This window comes from Burkholderia sp. Ax-1719 (genome assembly GCF_011753055.1).
Classification (GTDB): Bacteria; Pseudomonadota; Gammaproteobacteria; order Burkholderiales; family Burkholderiaceae; genus Paraburkholderia.
In genome coordinates this window covers 1-15,164 of record NZ_VWWJ01000034.1, presented here as the reverse complement: position 1 = coordinate 15,164, position 15,164 = coordinate 1, and the positions used below count along the sequence as shown (strand labels likewise).

Sequence of the window (15,164 nt, the reverse complement as noted above, 5' to 3'; positions counted from 1 at the left end):
GCGGCGCGTTTCGTCGCGATCCCGCGCGGCCAGGGGGCCTATAGTAAACTTCGAACATGGATATTGTACTGTATGCCCTCACCGTACTCTTGTACGGCGGTCTGTGCGCAGCCGACTGGCGCGCATTGCGCCGCGCCAGCGTCGAGCCGCTCTTTGGCAGCGTGCCGCCGGTGCCGCTGGCGGTCGGTCTCGCGGGCCCTGCTGGCGCGGGCGCCGAAGCCTCGCGTGCGCGCAGCTTCGGCATGCTTTCGCGTGCGCTGCTGTTCGTCGCGCTTGCGGCGCACGGCCTGCTGCTGCACATGACGATCTTCCCCGCCAACGAGATGATCTTCGGCTTCGCCTTCGCGTTGTCGGCGATGTTCTGGCTTGGCGCGGTGATCTACTGGATCGAGAGCTTTTTCTTTTCGCTCGACGGCCTGCGCCTGCTGCTGCTTCCGCTCGCGGCTATCGCGTCGATTCTGCCGCTCGTGTTTGGCGGCGTGCGCGTGCTGCCGTATGCGGCCGCGCCGCTCTTCAAGCTGCACTTCGTGATCGCCAACGTGGCCTATGGTCTGTTCGCCATCGCCGCGCTGCACGCCGTGCTGATGCTTGCCGTCGAGCGCCGTCTGCATGCGCTCAAGGGCGCGGGCTTCCAGCGCAACGCCGGCAACAAGGGCGGCGGCTGGCTGTCGAACTGGATCGAAACGCTGCCACCGCTGCTGACGATGGAAAAGCTGCTGTTCCGTCTGATCGGCGCGGGCTTCGTGCTGCTCACCGCCACGCTGGTGACGGGCATCGTGTTCAGCGAGCAGTTGATCGATCGTCCGCTTTCGCTCGATCACAAGACGGTGTTCGCGATCCTCTCTTGGCTGATGTTCGGCACGCTGCTCACGGCGCGCAAGATTTCGGGCTGGCGTGGCCGCTCGGCGCTGCGCTGGGTGATCGCGTCGTTTGTCGCGCTGCTGCTGGCGTATGTCGGCAGCCGCTTTGTGTTCGAAGTGCTGCTGCATCGTCCCGTGGTCTGATGCGCGCCTTCATCGTCTGATTTCCGCTTAATCTCATGCGACAGATTCTTCTCCTGATCCTGCTGTTCTTCGTCGGGCAGTGGTTCGTCAAAACGCTGCGCCGCGCGCAGCCGCAAGCGCGTCCCGGCGCGGATCCGCGTCAGCAGGGGCAGGGCGCGTGGCGCGCGAATGGCGGTGCGAATGGCGGTGCGAATGACGCGAACGCTGGCACGAGCGGCAACGCACTCGCCGAGCCGATGGTGCGTTGCGCCGAGTGCGGAGTGCACGCGCCGCGCAGCGAATCGGTGAGCGTGGGCGCGCAGCACTTCTGTAGCGCCGCGCACGCGCGCGCTTACGATGCGCGCAAGACCACCCAGGATCGTCCCGCGCGATGAGTCATGCCGTAGCACCGGATACGCCTGCGTACGCGGTCGATGCGCAGGGGTGGGTTGCTCCCGCGCAGCGTCTGCCGTCACCGAATTTCGAAGCACGTCCCGATGGCGCGGTGCCGACGCTCATCGTCGTGCACAACATCAGCTTGCCGCCCGATACCTTCGGCGGTCCGGAAATCGCCGACCTGTTCCTCAATCGCCTCGATTGCGACGCGCATCCGTACTTCGATACGCATCTGCGCGGCGTGCGCGTGTCGGCGCATTTCGTGATCCACCGCGACGGTACGCTCGAACAGTTCGTCTCCTGCGACGAGCGCGCCTGGCACGCGGGGCTGTCGAGCTTCTTCGGACGCGAGCGTTGCAACGATTTTTCGATCGGCATCGAACTCGAAGGCAGCGATACGAAGCCCTTCGAAGCCGCGCAATATGCGACACTCGCGCCCCTCGTGCGGGCGCTGTGCGCGCACTATCCGATCGACTCGCTGGCGGGGCACTCGGATATCGCGCCGGGTCGCAAGACCGATCCGGGGCCGCACTTCGACTGGGCGCGTTTGCAGCAAGAGACGCAATTGGGCGATGTGTTCTTTCCCTATCTTTATCCGCGCGATGGTGCGTGAAGCGTCGTCAGCGACGTCTTGACGCAGTGAAGCGCAACTAAACAGAAGGCCCTCTGCCGCACTAACCGTAGCGGGGCGTATGGGCTTTTTCGACGCATGGAAACGGGCATCGCGCGCAAATGCCCGCGCCGTCTGGGCTTCACGCCCTGTCAAGACTCCAGGCCTAAATTTTCTTCGTATTTTCTTCTTTGACTGTTCGACGCTTCCACTATACTTCGTACCCGAAGCACGGCTTTACACCATATGTTGTGTTGTTCTGCGGCGCCCCGCTCGGTCGAGCATGGCGCCGCGCGCATTAGCGGCATAGGAAAAATTGTGCGGTGCAGTCGGCCAGAAGGTCGGCGCACCGGCTGATATCGAGAGAAAAGGGTACAGCCATGATCGCGGCATCCACGATGCAAACCGAAACGTTACGTGGTTCATCTGCCTTGCCGCATCCGGCAGCCTCGCCAGGCTGACCCCCCATCTCCCCCAATCGTCCGCGCACACGGGGGCGCGGCATCCGTATTAATTCGCGAATTCCCTTCGCACATTTCCAGGACCAGGAGCTTTGCACATGCAAACGACCGATAACGTCTCGACCCGGTATGAAGGCGCGCCCGCCGCGCAGCTGGGTGGTCAGCCGCAGGACGGCCAGACCGGCGCGACGCAGTTCGCCGACCATAAGGTGATCCGCCGTAACGGCAGCGTTGTGGGCTTCGAGCCGTCGAAGATCGCGCTCGCCATGACCAAGGCATTCCTGGCCGTCAACGGCGGGCAGGGTGCGGCTTCGGCGCGCGTTCGCGAACTCGTCGAGCAACTCACGCAGAACGTCGTGCGCGCACTGGTGCGCAGCCGTCCGAACGGCGGCACGTTCCACATCGAAGACATCCAGGATCAGGTCGAACTCGCGCTGATGCGCGGCGGCGAGCACAACGTTGCGCGCGCCTACGTGCTGTATCGCGAGAAGCGCAGCCAGGAACGCACGCATGCGCCCGAAGCGGCAGCAGCGCCTGGCATCAACGTGACCGACAACGGCGTCACGCGCCCGCTCGACATGAACGCGCTGCACGCGCTGATCGTGTCGGCAACCGAAGGTCTGGGCGACGCCGTGAGCGCCGACCCGATCGTCGCTGAAACGGTCAAGAACCTGTACGACGGCGTGCCGATGTCGCAGGTCTATGACTCGGCGATCCTGGCTGCACGCACGATGATCGAAAAGGACCCGGCGTACAGCCAGGTCACGTCGCGCATCCTGCTGCACACGATCCGTCGCGAAATTCTGGAAGAAGAAGTCACGCAAGCCGACATGGGCTGGCGCTACGCTGAATACTTCCCGCAGTTCATCAAGCGCGGCGTCGAAGCCGGCCTGCTCGACGACAAGCTGCAACAGTTCGACCTCAAGCGTCTGGGCAATGCGCTCGACGCCGGCCGCGACCTGCAGTTTGGCTACCTCGGCCTGCAGACGCTGTATGACCGCTACTTCCTGCACGTCGGCGGCACGCGCATCGAAATGCCGCAGGCATTCTTCATGCGCGTCGCGATGGGCCTGTCGCTCAACGAAATCGACCGCGAAGCGCGCGCGATCGAGTTCTACAACGTGCTGTCGTCGTTCGACTTCATGTCGTCCACGCCCACGCTGTTCAACTCGGGTACGCACCGCTCGCAGCTGTCGTCGTGCTACCTCACGACGGTGGCCGACGATCTCGACGGCATCTACGAAGCACTGAAGGACAACGCACTGCTGTCGAAGTTTGCTGGCGGTCTGGGCAACGACTGGACGCGCGTGCGTGCACTCGGTTCGCACATCAAGGGCACGAACGGCAAGTCGCAAGGCGTGGTGCCGTTCCTGAAGGTCGTCAACGACACGGCCGTCGCGGTCAACCAGGGCGGCAAGCGCAAGGGCGCGGTCTGCGCGTACCTGGAAACGTGGCACCTGGACATCGAAGAATTCCTCGAGCTGCGCAAGAACACGGGCGATGACCGTCGCCGTACGCACGACATGAACACGGCGAACTGGATTCCCGACCTGTTCATGAAGCGCGTGATGGAAGGCGGCGACTGGACGCTGTTCTCGCCGTCGACCTGCCCGGATCTGCACGACCTGTTCGGCGCCGATTTCGAAAAGGCTTACGTCGCTTACGAAGAGAAGGCTGCGCGCGGCGAGATCAAGCTGTTCAAGAAGCTGCCGGCCGCGCAACTGTGGCGCAAGATGCTGGGCATGCTGTTCGAAACGGGCCACCCGTGGATCACGTTCAAGGATCCGTGCAACGTGCGCTCGCCGCAGCAGCACGTGGGCGTCGTCCACTCGTCGAACCTGTGCACGGAAATCACGCTGAACACCAGCGACACGGAAATCGCCGTGTGTAACCTGGGTTCGGTGAACCTCGTCGCGCACATGATCGAACAGGCCGACGGCACGTTCGCACTCGACCACGAGAAGCTCAAGCGCACCATCGGCGTGGCGATGCGCATGCTCGACAACGTGATCGACATCAACTACTACGCAGTGGCGAAGGCGCGTAACTCGAACCTGAAGCACCGTCCGGTCGGCATGGGCATCATGGGCTTCCAGGACTGCCTGCACGTTCTGCGCACGCCGTTTGCTTCGCAAGAAGCGGTTGAGTTCGCCGATCGTTCGATGGAAGCGGTCTGCTACTACGCTTACTGGGCGTCGACGGAACTGGCAGCCGAGCGCGGCCGTTACTCGACCTACCGCGGCTCGCTGTGGGATCGCGGCATCCTCCCGCAGGACACGCTCAAGCTGCTCGAAGAGGCTCGCGGCGGTTACGTCGAAGTCGACACGAGCGAGACGATGGACTGGACCTCGCTGCGCGAGCGCATTGCCGCGCACGGCATGCGTAACTCGAACTGCATCGCGATCGCACCGACCGCGACCATCTCGAACATCATCGGCGTGTCGCCGTGTATCGAGCCGACGTTCCAGAACCTCTACGTGAAGTCGAACCTCTCGGGCGAATTCACGGTGGTGAACGACTACCTCGTTCGCGATCTGAAGTCGCGCGGCCTGTGGGACGAAGTCATGGTCGCCGACCTGAAGTACTTCGACGGCATGCTCTCGCGCATCGACCGTGTGCCGGCCGATCTGCGCGCGGTGTACGCCACGGCGTTCGAAGTCGATCCGACGTGGCTCGTCGAAGCGGCCTCGCGCCGTCAGAAGTGGATCGACCAGGCGCAGTCGCTGAACATCTTCATGGCGGGCGCATCGGGCAAGAAGCTCGACGAGATCTACAAGCTCGCATGGGTGCGCGGCCTGAAGACCACGTACTACCTGCGCACGATGGCGGCAACGCACGTCGAAAAATCGACGGTCGCTCACGGCGCGCTCAACGCGGTGCCGACGGGCGGCTCGAACGGCGGCGCAGCAGGTGGCGCTTTCGGTGGCGCATCGGGTGGCGCAGCGAGCAACGGTGGTTCGACGGTGATGCACTCGGCTCCCGAGCAGGCAGCCGAGGCCGCACCGGAAGCGGAAGGTCCGGTGTGCATGATGCGTCCGGGCGACGACGGCTTCGAAGAGTGCGAGGCTTGCCAGTAAATCTGGTGATCCGCTCGCCACAAAGCGGCAGCGCGCAGTGCAACACTGCGCGCATGACGCAGGACCGCGAGCAGTACAGCAGTAACCCGTAGTCAACAATAGTAGATAGTCGTAGCGTTTGAAGGGCGGTGCGCGCAAGGCGCGCCGCCTGTCTCTCCCGACGAAGTGCCGACGTGCAACACGCGACGCGGCACGCGCATTGCGAACCACCGCGAACAAGAGGCTTCAGGAATCCCTGGGGTTTTTTGCGAGCGAGTGACTACAGTGTGTGATGAGAGTCGGGATGTGCCGCGCGGGACATGCGAGATGCGACGCGAAATGCGCAGCGAGACAACGCGATCGACAGGATTTCGCAGCAACGCCAGACGCGTGACGAACGTAGCGAAAGACAGCGAGGCCATGATCGGTAAAACGATCGCAGCCGGTGAGTGAAGCTCCAGGTGAATCACTCGCGAAACGAAGCCTCTTTCATCTGCGTTCACGATTGCGCGAAGACCACGATACGCGTCATGACAGTGACGCTCGAGCGACGCAGAAGCGAAGCTTGCGCGCTGTTCACGCGAGTCGATCGAGACAATGCGATAACAAAGTGTTGTATCGAGGTCGCAACGCGAATCGAAAACAGGTTTTTTCGTGTGCGAACCCTTTTACCGCTCACGAAAAGATGGTACAAACCGTTCTAAATTGATGGTGACATTTATGCTCAACTGGGATGACGAGAACACGGCCGTAACTCCGTCGAGCGGTGCGCAGCAAAACGCAATGCGCAACCTCGCGGGACAGGCTGTCTCTGCTCCGGGCATGCACTCCGCTCCTCAGTCCTCTTCGGCGCAAAACATCTTCGCCGCCGACTTCGCAGTCGCTCCGCCGCCGCAGGCGCCGGTCTCGACCGAAGGCCGCGTGAATGTCGCCGACAAGCGCATCATCAACGGTCAGACCGACGTCAATCAGTTGGTCCCGTTCAAGTACAAGTGGGCCTGGGAAAAGTACCTGGCCGGTTGTGCGAATCACTGGATGCCGCAGGAAGTGAACATGTCGCGCGACATCGCCCTGTGGAAAGACCCGAATGGTCTGACCGAGGACGAGCGCCGCATCGTGAAGCGCAACCTCGGCTTCTTCGTGACCGCCGACTCTCTCGCGGCCAATAACATCGTGCTCGGTACCTACCGGCACATCACGGCGCCCGAATGCCGCCAGTTCCTGCTGCGCCAGGCATTCGAAGAGGCGATCCACACGCACGCGTACCAGTACATCGTTGAATCGCTCGGTCTGGACGAAAGCGAGATCTTCAACGCGTACCACGAGGTCAAGTCGATCCGCGACAAGGACGAGTTCCTGATCCCGTTCATCACGACGCTCACGGACCCCTCGTTCAAGACCGGCACGCTCGAAGCCGACCAGACGCTGCTCAAGTCGCTGATCGTGTTCGCCTGCATCATGGAAGGCCTGTTCTTCTATGTGGGCTTCACGCAGATCCTCGCACTCGGCCGCCAGAACAAGATGACGGGCGCCGCTGAGCAGTATCAGTACATCCTGCGCGACGAGTCGATGCACTGCAATTTCGGCATCGACCTGATCAACCAGATCAAGCTCGAAAATCCGCAGCTGTGGACCCCGGCGTTCCGCGCGGAAATCACCGAACTGTTCAAGCAAGCGGTCGAGCTCGAATACCGTTACGCCGAAGACACCATGCCGCGTGGCGTGCTGGGTCTGAACGCGTCGATGTTCAAGAGCTATCTGCGCTTCATCTGCAACCGTCGCTGCCAGCAGATCGGCCTCGACGCGCTGTACCCGAACGAAGAAAACCCGTTCCCGTGGATGAGCGAAATGATCGACCTGAAGAAGGAACGCAACTTCTTCGAAACGCGCGTGATCGAGTATCAGACGGGCGGTGCGCTGACCTGGGAGTGACCCGGACGCACTGCGCAGTCAGTCATTTGGGGTTGCCGCGAGGCGCTACGCGAGCGCCTTCGCCGGCATGACGATTAGGAGCAGGAACGCCTGATGCAAAGCGTGCCCGGAGCCCTGGCGGCTCAACTACGTGTAAGGCACTTTGCGAACCCTTCAGAGGGATGGGCAAACTTCCCCCCGGAAAAAGGCGCGAGCCGTGTGGCTTGCGCCCTCAACGAACGTTGCCCGGTGTCGGTAGCCGACGCCGGAAAGACCTGGCGCGCCGTGTCATTGGACACGGCGCGCCTTACCGCATTCATTAGCGTAAGCGCGCGGGATCAGCGTACGCCGATGAATAGCCCGCTTTGTAGCGTGCGCCCTGAGAAGCGTTTGCGGGAAGCGGGTTTTGACGAAGGGTGTAGTTTGAACTGACTCTCATCTGAACCTGAAGGAGAAAAAAATGGCACTTGCCAAGAAGAAACCGGCGGCCAAGAAAGCCGCAGTGAAGAAGGTTGCAGTGAAGAAGGCTGCTGCTGCTCCGGCGAAGAAGGCCGCAGTGAAGAAAGTTGCAGCAGTGAAGAAGGTTGCTGCGAAGAAGGCAGCACCGGCGAAGAAGGTTGCTGCGAAGAAGGCAGCGCCGGCCAAGAAGGCAGCACCGGCCAAGAAGGTCGCAGCGAAGAAGGTTGCAGCCAAGAAAGTCGCCGTGAAGAAGGTTGCTGCGAAGAAGGCAGCACCGGCGAAGAAGGCCGCAGTGAAGAAGGTTGCAGCCAAGAAAGTCGCGGTGAAGAAGGTTGCCGCGAAGAAGGCAGCACCGGCGAAGAAGGCCGCAGTGAAGAAGGTTGCAGCCAAGAAAGTCGCAGTGAAGAAGGTTGCTGCGAAGAAGGCTGCACCGGCCAAGAAGGCAGCACCGGCGAAGAAGGCTGCTGCCAAGAAGGCTGCGCCTGCGAAGAAGGCCGCGCCTGCTGCCAAGAAGCCCGCTGCGAAGAAGGCTGCCCGCAAGGCGCCTGCGAAGAAGGCTGCCGCTGCTGCGCCTGCGGCTCCTGCTGCGCAACCGGCTGCGCCCGCAGCAACGGTGAAGACGGCTCTGAACCCGGCTGCTGCATGGCCGTTCCCGACGGGCAGCCGCCCGTAAGCCGTTCGAGCTGTACAAGCAGTACAAGCCGAAGCACGCGAGAGTCAGTTAAACAACGCGTGCTTCGGTGGTCGGGCCTGGCGGCTTGCTCGCGAGGCTCGATCTGCAATCCCGTCGCAGGGTTATCCGCGACGGGATTTTTTTCGTCTGCGTGTTTTGATCGGCGCGTGCTGCTCAAACGATGGACCCATGCGCCAGGCTCCAATCGCAGGCATGAAAAAAGGCGCATGCACAGGGGAGAGCATGCGCCTGAGGTTCCGCAGATTAGGCGCGTAGCGCCGCGCTGCGGTACAGGGGAAACCGGTCATCGGTTGCTGACGTGAGCGGTGAGCACACGCCAGCGTGAATCAAGCTACAGCCTAGTGCGTCACGCGCGTCACGCCGCCGCTCGAGAGCAGGCGCACGCGGTCGCCCGCCTGGAATACTTCGCCAGTGGCGGACTGCGTGATGGCGCGATAGTCGCCGTTATCCAGACGCACGGTGATTTCGAGGCCGTCGTGCATCGCCACGCCGTTCTCGACCGCATTGCCGGCCACTGCGCCCGCAATGCCGCCGATGATGCCCGTGACGATCGAACCGCGGCCGCCGCCGATCGCACTGCCGGCCACCGCGCCCAGCGCGCCGCCGCCGACCGCGCCCAGACCGCTAGGCTGGCCGTTGTTCGAGCTGATCTTCACCGCACGCACGCTTTCGACCACGGCCATACGCACCGTAGCTTCACGCTGCGCCTGCGAGGCGGAATACACGTCGGCGGAACTGCTGTTATAGGCACAACCCGTCATGGCGAGCGAGCCCGCGATCATGACGGCCACAATCAGACGATTTGTTGTTTTCATTTCCCGTAACTCCAATGCGCTTCAATGCACGCCGTTCCCGCGGCGCTGCGCTACATGTTTAGAGCGACAGTTCGTAACCGAACGCCGCCTTGAATCGTTCCTCGATCTGCGCCTTGGTGGGCGCATAGTTCTGCGGACCTTGTTGCTCGATCTTGAACGCGCCCATCAGGCTGGCCAGACGCCCGGTGGTTGCCCAGCCGAGCTTGTTCTCGATGCCGTAGAGCAGACCGCCGCGGAAGGCGTCGCCGCAACCGGTAGGGTCGAGCACGCGTTCGGCCTGCACAACGGGAATCTCTTCGATCTGGCCGTCGTGGTAGATCTGCGAGCCTTGCTCGCCGCGCGTGATGATGAGCGCATCCACCTTGCTGGCCATTTCTTCGATCGACCAGCCGGTGCGGTGGCTGACAAGATTGGCTTCGTAATCGTTGACCGTCAGATAGGTCGCAAGTTCAATCGCGCGACGCAGCGACGCACCGTCAAACAGCGGCAAACCTTGACCCGGATCGAAGACGAACGGGATTTTTGCGGCTGCGAGTTGCTCCACGTGCTGGACCATGCCGTCGAAGCCGTCCGGCGCGACGATGCCGAGCTTGATGCCGGGCGCTTCGTCTGCCTTGTTCACGTGCGATTGCATCATCGCGCCCGGGTGGAACGCGGTGATCTGGTTGTTTTCGAGATCGGTCGTGATCATCGCCTGCGCCGACCACATTTCGGGCAGCACGCCCACGTGCGCGGTGTTCAGGCCGAGCGAGGCGAAGCGGTCCATGTAGGGCTGCGCGTCGTTGGCGCCGAGCGTGCCCATGATGCGCGCGTCGCCGCCCAGCAGATGCAGCGAGTAGCCGATATTGCCCGCGCAGCCGCCGAATTCGCGGCGCATCGTCGGCACGAGGAAGCTCACGTTCAGGATGTGCACCTGCTCGGGCAGGATGTGCTCCCGGAAGCGACCCTCGAAGGTCATGATGTTGTCGTAGGCGAGCGAGCCGCAAATGAGCGTAGCCAAGGCGGGAATTCCTGTGATGCGTGTGATGAAAGAGGGCGGCGCGGCGGGCGATGTCGTTTCGATGAGTCTTTGCAAAGCCGCTGCGCGCGCCGCCGTCCGTGATTACTTCAGCGCGGCGAGTGCTGCGTCGTAGTTCGGCTCGTTCTTGATTTCGCCGACGCGTTCCGCGTACACGACGTTGTCGTTAGCGTCGATCACGACCACGGCGCGCGCCGTGAGGCCGGTCAGCGGGCCGCTGGTGATGTCCACGCCGTAGGCTTGCGCGAACTCATGGCCGCGGAAGGTCGACGCCGTGACGACGTTTTCGATGCCTTCGGTCGTGCAGAAGCGGCCGGCTGCGAACGGCAGGTCGCCCGAGATCACGACGACAGCGGTGTTGTCGAGGTTCGCTGCGGCTTCGTTGAACTTGCGCGTCGAGGTGGCGCAGGTCGGCGTGTCGAGGCTCGGCACGATGTTCAGGACCTTGCGCTTGCCGGCGAAATCGGCGAGGGCGACGGGCTTCAGATCCTTGCCGACGAGCGAGAACGACGGGGCCTTCTGGCCCGGCGCCGGGAAGGTGCCTGCGACGTCGATCGGGTTACCGCCTAGCGTGACTTGACTCATGATGCTCTCCGGATTCAAAGCTGTTGTGGTGAGTGGCGCACCCGGCGTGGCCGGGTGCCTGGGGCGCGCGAGCGTGCATCGTGTGAGCGGCGCGCTCGCGCGCGGGGATGCGCGGTTACAGATCGCGGTTACCGAATGCCGCTACGGATAGAAGATCTCGATGCGGAAATTCGATGCGATGACGTTGCCGGTATCGAGGCGCACGATCATCGTCTGCGTGGTGTGCGCGGGCAGACCGGCGTCGATGCGGGTGCCGGGGGGCGCGTAGTCCTGCGGCCAGAGCACGCGACGCAGCACCACGTTGTTCTGGCGGTCGAGCAGCGTCAGTTCGATCGCCGGGTAGGCGAGCGCCACCTGGAAGCGGTTGCGCAGCGGCACTTTCAGTTCGAGATGATGCGGGTCGTCCACCTGGCGCAGATCGGATGGCTGGACCTGCAGGCCGTCGATGTCGCGCGGCGGGCTCACGTGGCAGCCAAGCTGCGCGCAGACCTGCTGGTAGATCGGCTGCGAAGCGGGCCAGTAGACCATCACGCTTTCGCGTTGCCACCAGACCAGTTGCAATGCCAGCAGCACGACCAGCGCCAGCGCCAGCAGCGAGCCGACAATGCGCCAGCCCGGATGGCCTTTCGCGCGTGCGGGCGTTTCACGGGTGACCGCGAAGGGATCGTCGCCGCCGTTGGGGTCGAGCGCGGTGAAGGCGGGGGCCGCTGTGGCGGCAGGTGTGGTGGCCGGTGTGGCGACTGCCGCCACACCGGCTGCCGGCGCCGCCGTGACGGCCGTGGAACGGCGCAGCGCCGGTTCGGGATCGGCGCTGGGTGTGCGCGGCGCGTTGTGCGCGATTTCCCCCGACGAAAGCGTCGGCTCGGCGGGACCCGGATGCGCGCTGCCCGGAGCGATCGGCTCGGGCGGGATCAGCTCGGGCTCGACGCGCGTCCAGCGCGTGGCGGGCGGGAAGGGTTCGGCGGGTGTTTCGGGCGTGGCCTGCGCGACGGCGGATTCGGACGCGAACGTGGGTTCGTCGTCGTGAATCACGCGCATGACGGCGTCGCGCGCCGGCTTGCTGGTCGCGGCGGCAGCGAGGCTCGCCTGCGGCAGGTGGTCGGCGTTGTATTGCAGGCTCGGATCGAGGTGGCTGTCCGGCAACGGAGCCCACGGATCCCAGGCGGCTCCGGCGAAATTCGGCGGGGGAGCGGGGCGGGCGGGAGCCGGTTCTGGCTCGGGCTCGGGTTCAGGCGCAGATTCAGGCTCGACAACCGCTTCGTGAATCTGCGCAAAGCTTTCCGGCGCGGCTTCCGAAGCGTGTCCGGGCGCGGCGGGTTGCTGCCCGGGTTCGGGCTCAGATGCGTGCCCAGATTCGTGCTCAGACACCTGCTCAGGTGTCGGCCCGGAATCCGGCTGCTGCGCCACGTCCGGCTCAGTCTCGCTGAGCGTCTCTACAACGGATTCGGTGTGTATTGGCTGTGCGGCGTGCGTTACATGCGTGGCCGCCGCAGCGGCGCCAGGCGTCGTCAGGCTTGCGGCGATATCGGCCGCAACTGGCGTAGCCAGCGCGAAATCGCCGCCTTCGGGCATCTCGTACAGGCTACCCGTTGCGTCGAATGCTTCCTGGCAATGGCCGCAGCGCACGAGGCCGCGGCGCGCGGCGAGCTGCGCCGGCTGGATTCGGAATACGGTTTCGCAGAAGGGGCAGCGCGTGGCCAGGAGCATGTGTGCCGTGGACCCGGATGGTTGGCGATACCCGCCATTCTAATGGCAATCCACGACGCTTAACGACTTGAGCCGCCGCCCCGTAGGGCGGGCGGCTTTCGTGGTGCGTTACGCGCGGCGCGTACCGGCCAGGCAGACCCAGCCTTCGTGTTCGCGCCAGACCGAGATATCGATCCACTTCGCGTACACCTGCGCCACTTCGTCGGCCTGACGGGCCAGAATGCCCGACAGCGCGATACGTCCACCCGGCTTCACGCGCGACGACAGCATCGACGCCATCAGCTTGAGCGGATTCGACAGAATGTTGGCCACGACGATGTCGAATTCGCCCGGCTGGAGATCGTCCGGCAGGCCGTAAGTCACGTCCGCGTGGTTGCGTTCGCTGTTATGGCGCGCTGATTCGACCGCCTGCGGGTCGATGTCGATGCCGATCACCGGATTCGCGCCGCACTTCTTCGCGAGAATCGCGAGGATGCCCGAGCCGCAGCCGTAATCGAGCAGCGACGTTTCCGGCTGCACGTTCTGCTCCAGCCATTCCATGCACAGACGCGTGGTGGGATGGCTGCCCGTGCCGAAGGCCAGGCCCGGATCGAGTTCGAGCACGAGCGCGTTCGGGTCCGGCGCGTCATGCCACGAGGGCACGACCCAGATGCGCTCGCCGATCGGAATCGGGTCGAACTGCGACTGCGTCAGACGCACCCAGTCCTGTTCCTCGACTTCGCGAAGCTGGTGCTTCGGCGTTTCCGGCAGGCCCATCTCGTTGCACGCGGCCACCAGCAGCACGGCGGGATCCTGATCGTCGCCGATCAGAGCGATCACGCGCGAATGCTGCCACGCGGTGCGCTCGGGCGTGAGGCCCGGCTCGCCGAAGAGCGGCTGCTCGTCGGGCGTGTCGGCGTCGGCGTCTTCCACCGACACCGAGAGGGCGCCAAGCTCAAGCAGCGCGTCGGAGAGTTCCTCCGCGCGGTCGCGCTCAAGCTCGACGATCAGTTCCCGGTAGCTCATGGATTACGCTTCGTCCTTCTTCACAGCCTGACGCTCGGCCAGACGGCTTTCGAGGTAGTGAATGCTGGTGCCGCCTTCGACGAACTTGGCATCGAGCATCAGTTCGCGGTGCAGCGGAATGTTGGTCGAAATGCCTTCCACGACCATTTCCGACAGCGCGATGCGCATACGCTGGATCGCCTGCTCGCGCGTCGCGCCATAGGTGATCAGCTTGCCGATCATCGAATCATAGTTCGGCGGCACGAAATAGCCATTGTAGGCATGCGAGTCGACGCGCACGCCAGGACCGCCCGGCATGTGCCACGAGGTCAGACGGCCCGGCGACGGCGTGAACTTGAACGGATCTTCCGCGTTGATACGGCACTCGATCGAGTGGCCCTTCAGCTGGATATCGCGCTGGCGGAACGCGAGCTTCTCGCCCGCGGCGATGCGGATCTGTTCCTGCACGATGTCGATGCCGGTGATCTGCTCGGTGACCGGGTGCTCGACCTGCACGCGCGTGTTCATTTCGATGAAGTAGAACTCGCCGTTTTCGTACAGGAATTCGAACGTGCCCGCGCCCAGATAGCCCATCTTCTTGCAGGCGTCGGCGCAACGGTCGCCGATGCGGTCGAGCAGGCGGCGCGCGATGCCCGGCGCCGGCGCTTCCTCGATCACCTTCTGGTGGCGGCGCTGCATCGAGCAGTCACGCTCGCCGAGCCACACGGCGTTCTTGAACGAATCGGAGAGCACCTGAATCTCGATGTGACGCGGATTCTCCAGGTACTTCTCCATGTACACCTGCGGGTTGCCGAAGGCGCGGCCCGCTTCTTCACGCGTCATGTTGACCGCGTTCACGAGCGCCGCTTCCGTGTGCACCACGCGCATACCGCGACCGCCGCCGCCGCCCGAAGCCTTGATGATGACCGGGTAGCCGATCGTGCGCGCGATCTTGACGATTTCCTTCGGATCATCGGGCAGCGCGCCTTCCGAGCCCGGCACGCACGGCACGCCGGTCTTGATCATGGTCTGCTTGGCCGTGACCTTGTCGCCCATCATGCGGATGGTTTCCGGACGCGGACCGATGAAGGTGAAGCCCGATTGCTCGACGCGCTCGGCGAAGTCGGCGTTTTCCGACAGGAAGCCGTAGCCGGGGTGGATCGCCTCGGCGTCCGTCACTTCCGCCGCGCTGATCAGCGCCGGCATGTTCAGGTAGCTCAGGTTCGAAGGCGCCGGGCCGATACAGACGGCTTCATCGGCGAGCTTCACGTACTTGGCTTCCTTGTCGGCTTCCGAATAGACGACGACCGTCTTGACGCCGAGTTCGCGGCACGCGCGCTGAATGCGCAGCGCGATTTCGCCACGATTGGCGATTAGGATTTTTTCAAACATGGTGGGTATTCGACTCATCAATGGGCGCCGCATGGCAATGCAGGCGGGCCGCCAGGGAGGACCGGTGGTGCGCGCGGCGCTGGTGGCCGCGCA

The 15,164-nt window shown here is 63.8% G+C and carries 13 protein-coding genes; 7 read left to right on the top strand and 6 right to left on the bottom strand.

The genetic code is table 11. The features are described 5' to 3' along the window. Positions 1–56: 56 nt before the first annotated feature. From ccsA to F3J17_RS32500, 7 genes are all read left to right on the top strand, one after another. Entirely contained in the window at positions 57–1,004 is a 948-nt protein-coding gene (gene ccsA, locus F3J17_RS32530; RefSeq protein ID WP_167069405.1) for a cytochrome c biogenesis protein CcsA, read from the top strand. Between the two features lie 35 nt (positions 1,005–1,039). Beyond that, complete coding sequence (locus tag F3J17_RS32525; RefSeq protein ID WP_167069404.1) at positions 1,040–1,378, top strand: PP0621 family protein; 339 nt, start codon at positions 1,040–1,042, stop codon at positions 1,376–1,378. Next, positions 1,375–1,992: a 1,6-anhydro-N-acetylmuramyl-L-alanine amidase AmpD gene (gene ampD, locus F3J17_RS32520; protein WP_167069402.1), complete on the top strand. Its 618-nt coding sequence runs from the start codon at positions 1,375–1,377 to the stop codon at positions 1,990–1,992. Before F3J17_RS32525 ends, ampD begins: the two co-directional genes overlap by 4 nt. 556 nt (positions 1,993–2,548) lie before the next feature. Next, positions 2,549–5,527: a ribonucleoside-diphosphate reductase subunit alpha gene (locus tag F3J17_RS32515; protein WP_167069400.1), complete on the top strand. Its 2,979-nt coding sequence runs from the start codon at positions 2,549–2,551 to the stop codon at positions 5,525–5,527. Positions 5,528–6,226: 699 nt separating this feature from the next. Continuing rightward, positions 6,227–7,438, top strand: a complete 1,212-nt coding sequence (locus tag F3J17_RS32510) for a ribonucleotide-diphosphate reductase subunit beta (protein WP_167069398.1) — start codon at positions 6,227–6,229, stop codon at positions 7,436–7,438. Positions 7,439–7,531: 93 nt separating this feature from the next. Next, on the top strand, positions 7,532–7,849 hold the full coding sequence (locus F3J17_RS36380) for a hypothetical protein (RefSeq protein WP_167069396.1): 318 nt from the start codon (positions 7,532–7,534) through the stop codon (positions 7,847–7,849). Positions 7,850–7,877: 28 nt separating this feature from the next. Beyond that, a complete protein-coding gene (locus tag F3J17_RS32500; RefSeq protein WP_167069394.1) occupies positions 7,878–8,549 on the top strand; it encodes a histone H1-like DNA-binding protein in 672 nt (223 codons plus the stop codon). Positions 8,550–8,908: 359 nt separating this feature from the next. Here the strand turns inward: F3J17_RS32500 and F3J17_RS32495 are convergent, their stop codons facing one another. From F3J17_RS32495 to accC, 6 genes are all read right to left on the bottom strand, one after another. Then, a complete protein-coding gene (locus tag F3J17_RS32495; protein WP_167069392.1) occupies positions 8,909–9,385 on the bottom strand; it encodes a glycine zipper 2TM domain-containing protein in 477 nt (158 codons plus the stop codon). A gap of 58 nt (positions 9,386–9,443) precedes the next feature. Then, positions 9,444–10,385: a carbohydrate kinase family protein gene (locus tag F3J17_RS32490; protein ID WP_167069390.1), complete on the bottom strand. Its 942-nt coding sequence runs from the start codon at positions 10,383–10,385 to the stop codon at positions 9,444–9,446. A 102-nt stretch (positions 10,386–10,487) separates the two neighbouring features. Next, on the bottom strand, positions 10,488–10,988 hold the full coding sequence (gene tpx / locus F3J17_RS32485) for a thiol peroxidase (RefSeq protein WP_103707258.1): 501 nt from the start codon (positions 10,986–10,988) through the stop codon (positions 10,488–10,490). 141 nt (positions 10,989–11,129) lie between these two features. Then, positions 11,130–12,695, bottom strand: coding sequence for a zinc-ribbon and DUF3426 domain-containing protein (locus tag F3J17_RS32480; RefSeq protein WP_167069388.1), 1,566 nt, complete (start codon positions 12,693–12,695; stop codon positions 11,130–11,132). 108 nt (positions 12,696–12,803) lie between these two features. After that, complete coding sequence (gene prmA / locus F3J17_RS32475; RefSeq protein WP_167069386.1) at positions 12,804–13,700, bottom strand: 50S ribosomal protein L11 methyltransferase; 897 nt, start codon at positions 13,698–13,700, stop codon at positions 12,804–12,806. A gap of 3 nt (positions 13,701–13,703) precedes the next feature. Next, positions 13,704–15,071 carry an acetyl-CoA carboxylase biotin carboxylase subunit gene (gene accC, locus F3J17_RS32470; RefSeq protein ID WP_167069384.1) on the bottom strand — a complete coding sequence of 456 codons (1,368 nt, stop codon included), beginning with the start codon at positions 15,069–15,071 and terminating at the stop codon, positions 13,704–13,706. Positions 15,072–15,164 lie beyond the last annotated feature (93 nt).

Excerpts from the sequence above, each read along its gene's own strand:
- F3J17_RS32525 (WP_167069404.1), top strand. The coding sequence starts at position 1,040 with ATGCGACAGATTCTTCTCCTGATCCTGCTGTTCTTCGTCGGGCAGTGG.
- tpx (WP_103707258.1), bottom strand. The coding sequence starts at position 10,988 with ATGAGTCAAGTCACGCTAGGCGGTAACCCGATCGACGTCGCAGGCACC.
- F3J17_RS32515 (WP_167069400.1), top strand. The coding sequence starts at position 2,549 with ATGCAAACGACCGATAACGTCTCGACCCGGTATGAAGGCGCGCCCGCC.
- F3J17_RS32500 (WP_167069394.1), top strand. The coding sequence starts at position 7,878 with ATGGCACTTGCCAAGAAGAAACCGGCGGCCAAGAAAGCCGCAGTGAAG.
- F3J17_RS36380 (WP_167069396.1), top strand. The coding sequence starts at position 7,532 with ATGCAAAGCGTGCCCGGAGCCCTGGCGGCTCAACTACGTGTAAGGCAC.
- ccsA (WP_167069405.1), top strand. The coding sequence starts at position 57 with ATGGATATTGTACTGTATGCCCTCACCGTACTCTTGTACGGCGGTCTG.
- accC (WP_167069384.1), bottom strand. The coding sequence starts at position 15,071 with ATGTTTGAAAAAATCCTAATCGCCAATCGTGGCGAAATCGCGCTGCGC.
- F3J17_RS32480 (WP_167069388.1), bottom strand. The coding sequence starts at position 12,695 with ATGCTCCTGGCCACGCGCTGCCCCTTCTGCGAAACCGTATTCCGAATC.
- F3J17_RS32510 (WP_167069398.1), top strand. The coding sequence starts at position 6,227 with ATGCTCAACTGGGATGACGAGAACACGGCCGTAACTCCGTCGAGCGGT.
- F3J17_RS32495 (WP_167069392.1), bottom strand. The coding sequence starts at position 9,385 with ATGAAAACAACAAATCGTCTGATTGTGGCCGTCATGATCGCGGGCTCG.
- prmA (WP_167069386.1), bottom strand. The coding sequence starts at position 13,700 with ATGAGCTACCGGGAACTGATCGTCGAGCTTGAGCGCGACCGCGCGGAG.
- ampD (WP_167069402.1), top strand. The coding sequence starts at position 1,375 with ATGAGTCATGCCGTAGCACCGGATACGCCTGCGTACGCGGTCGATGCG.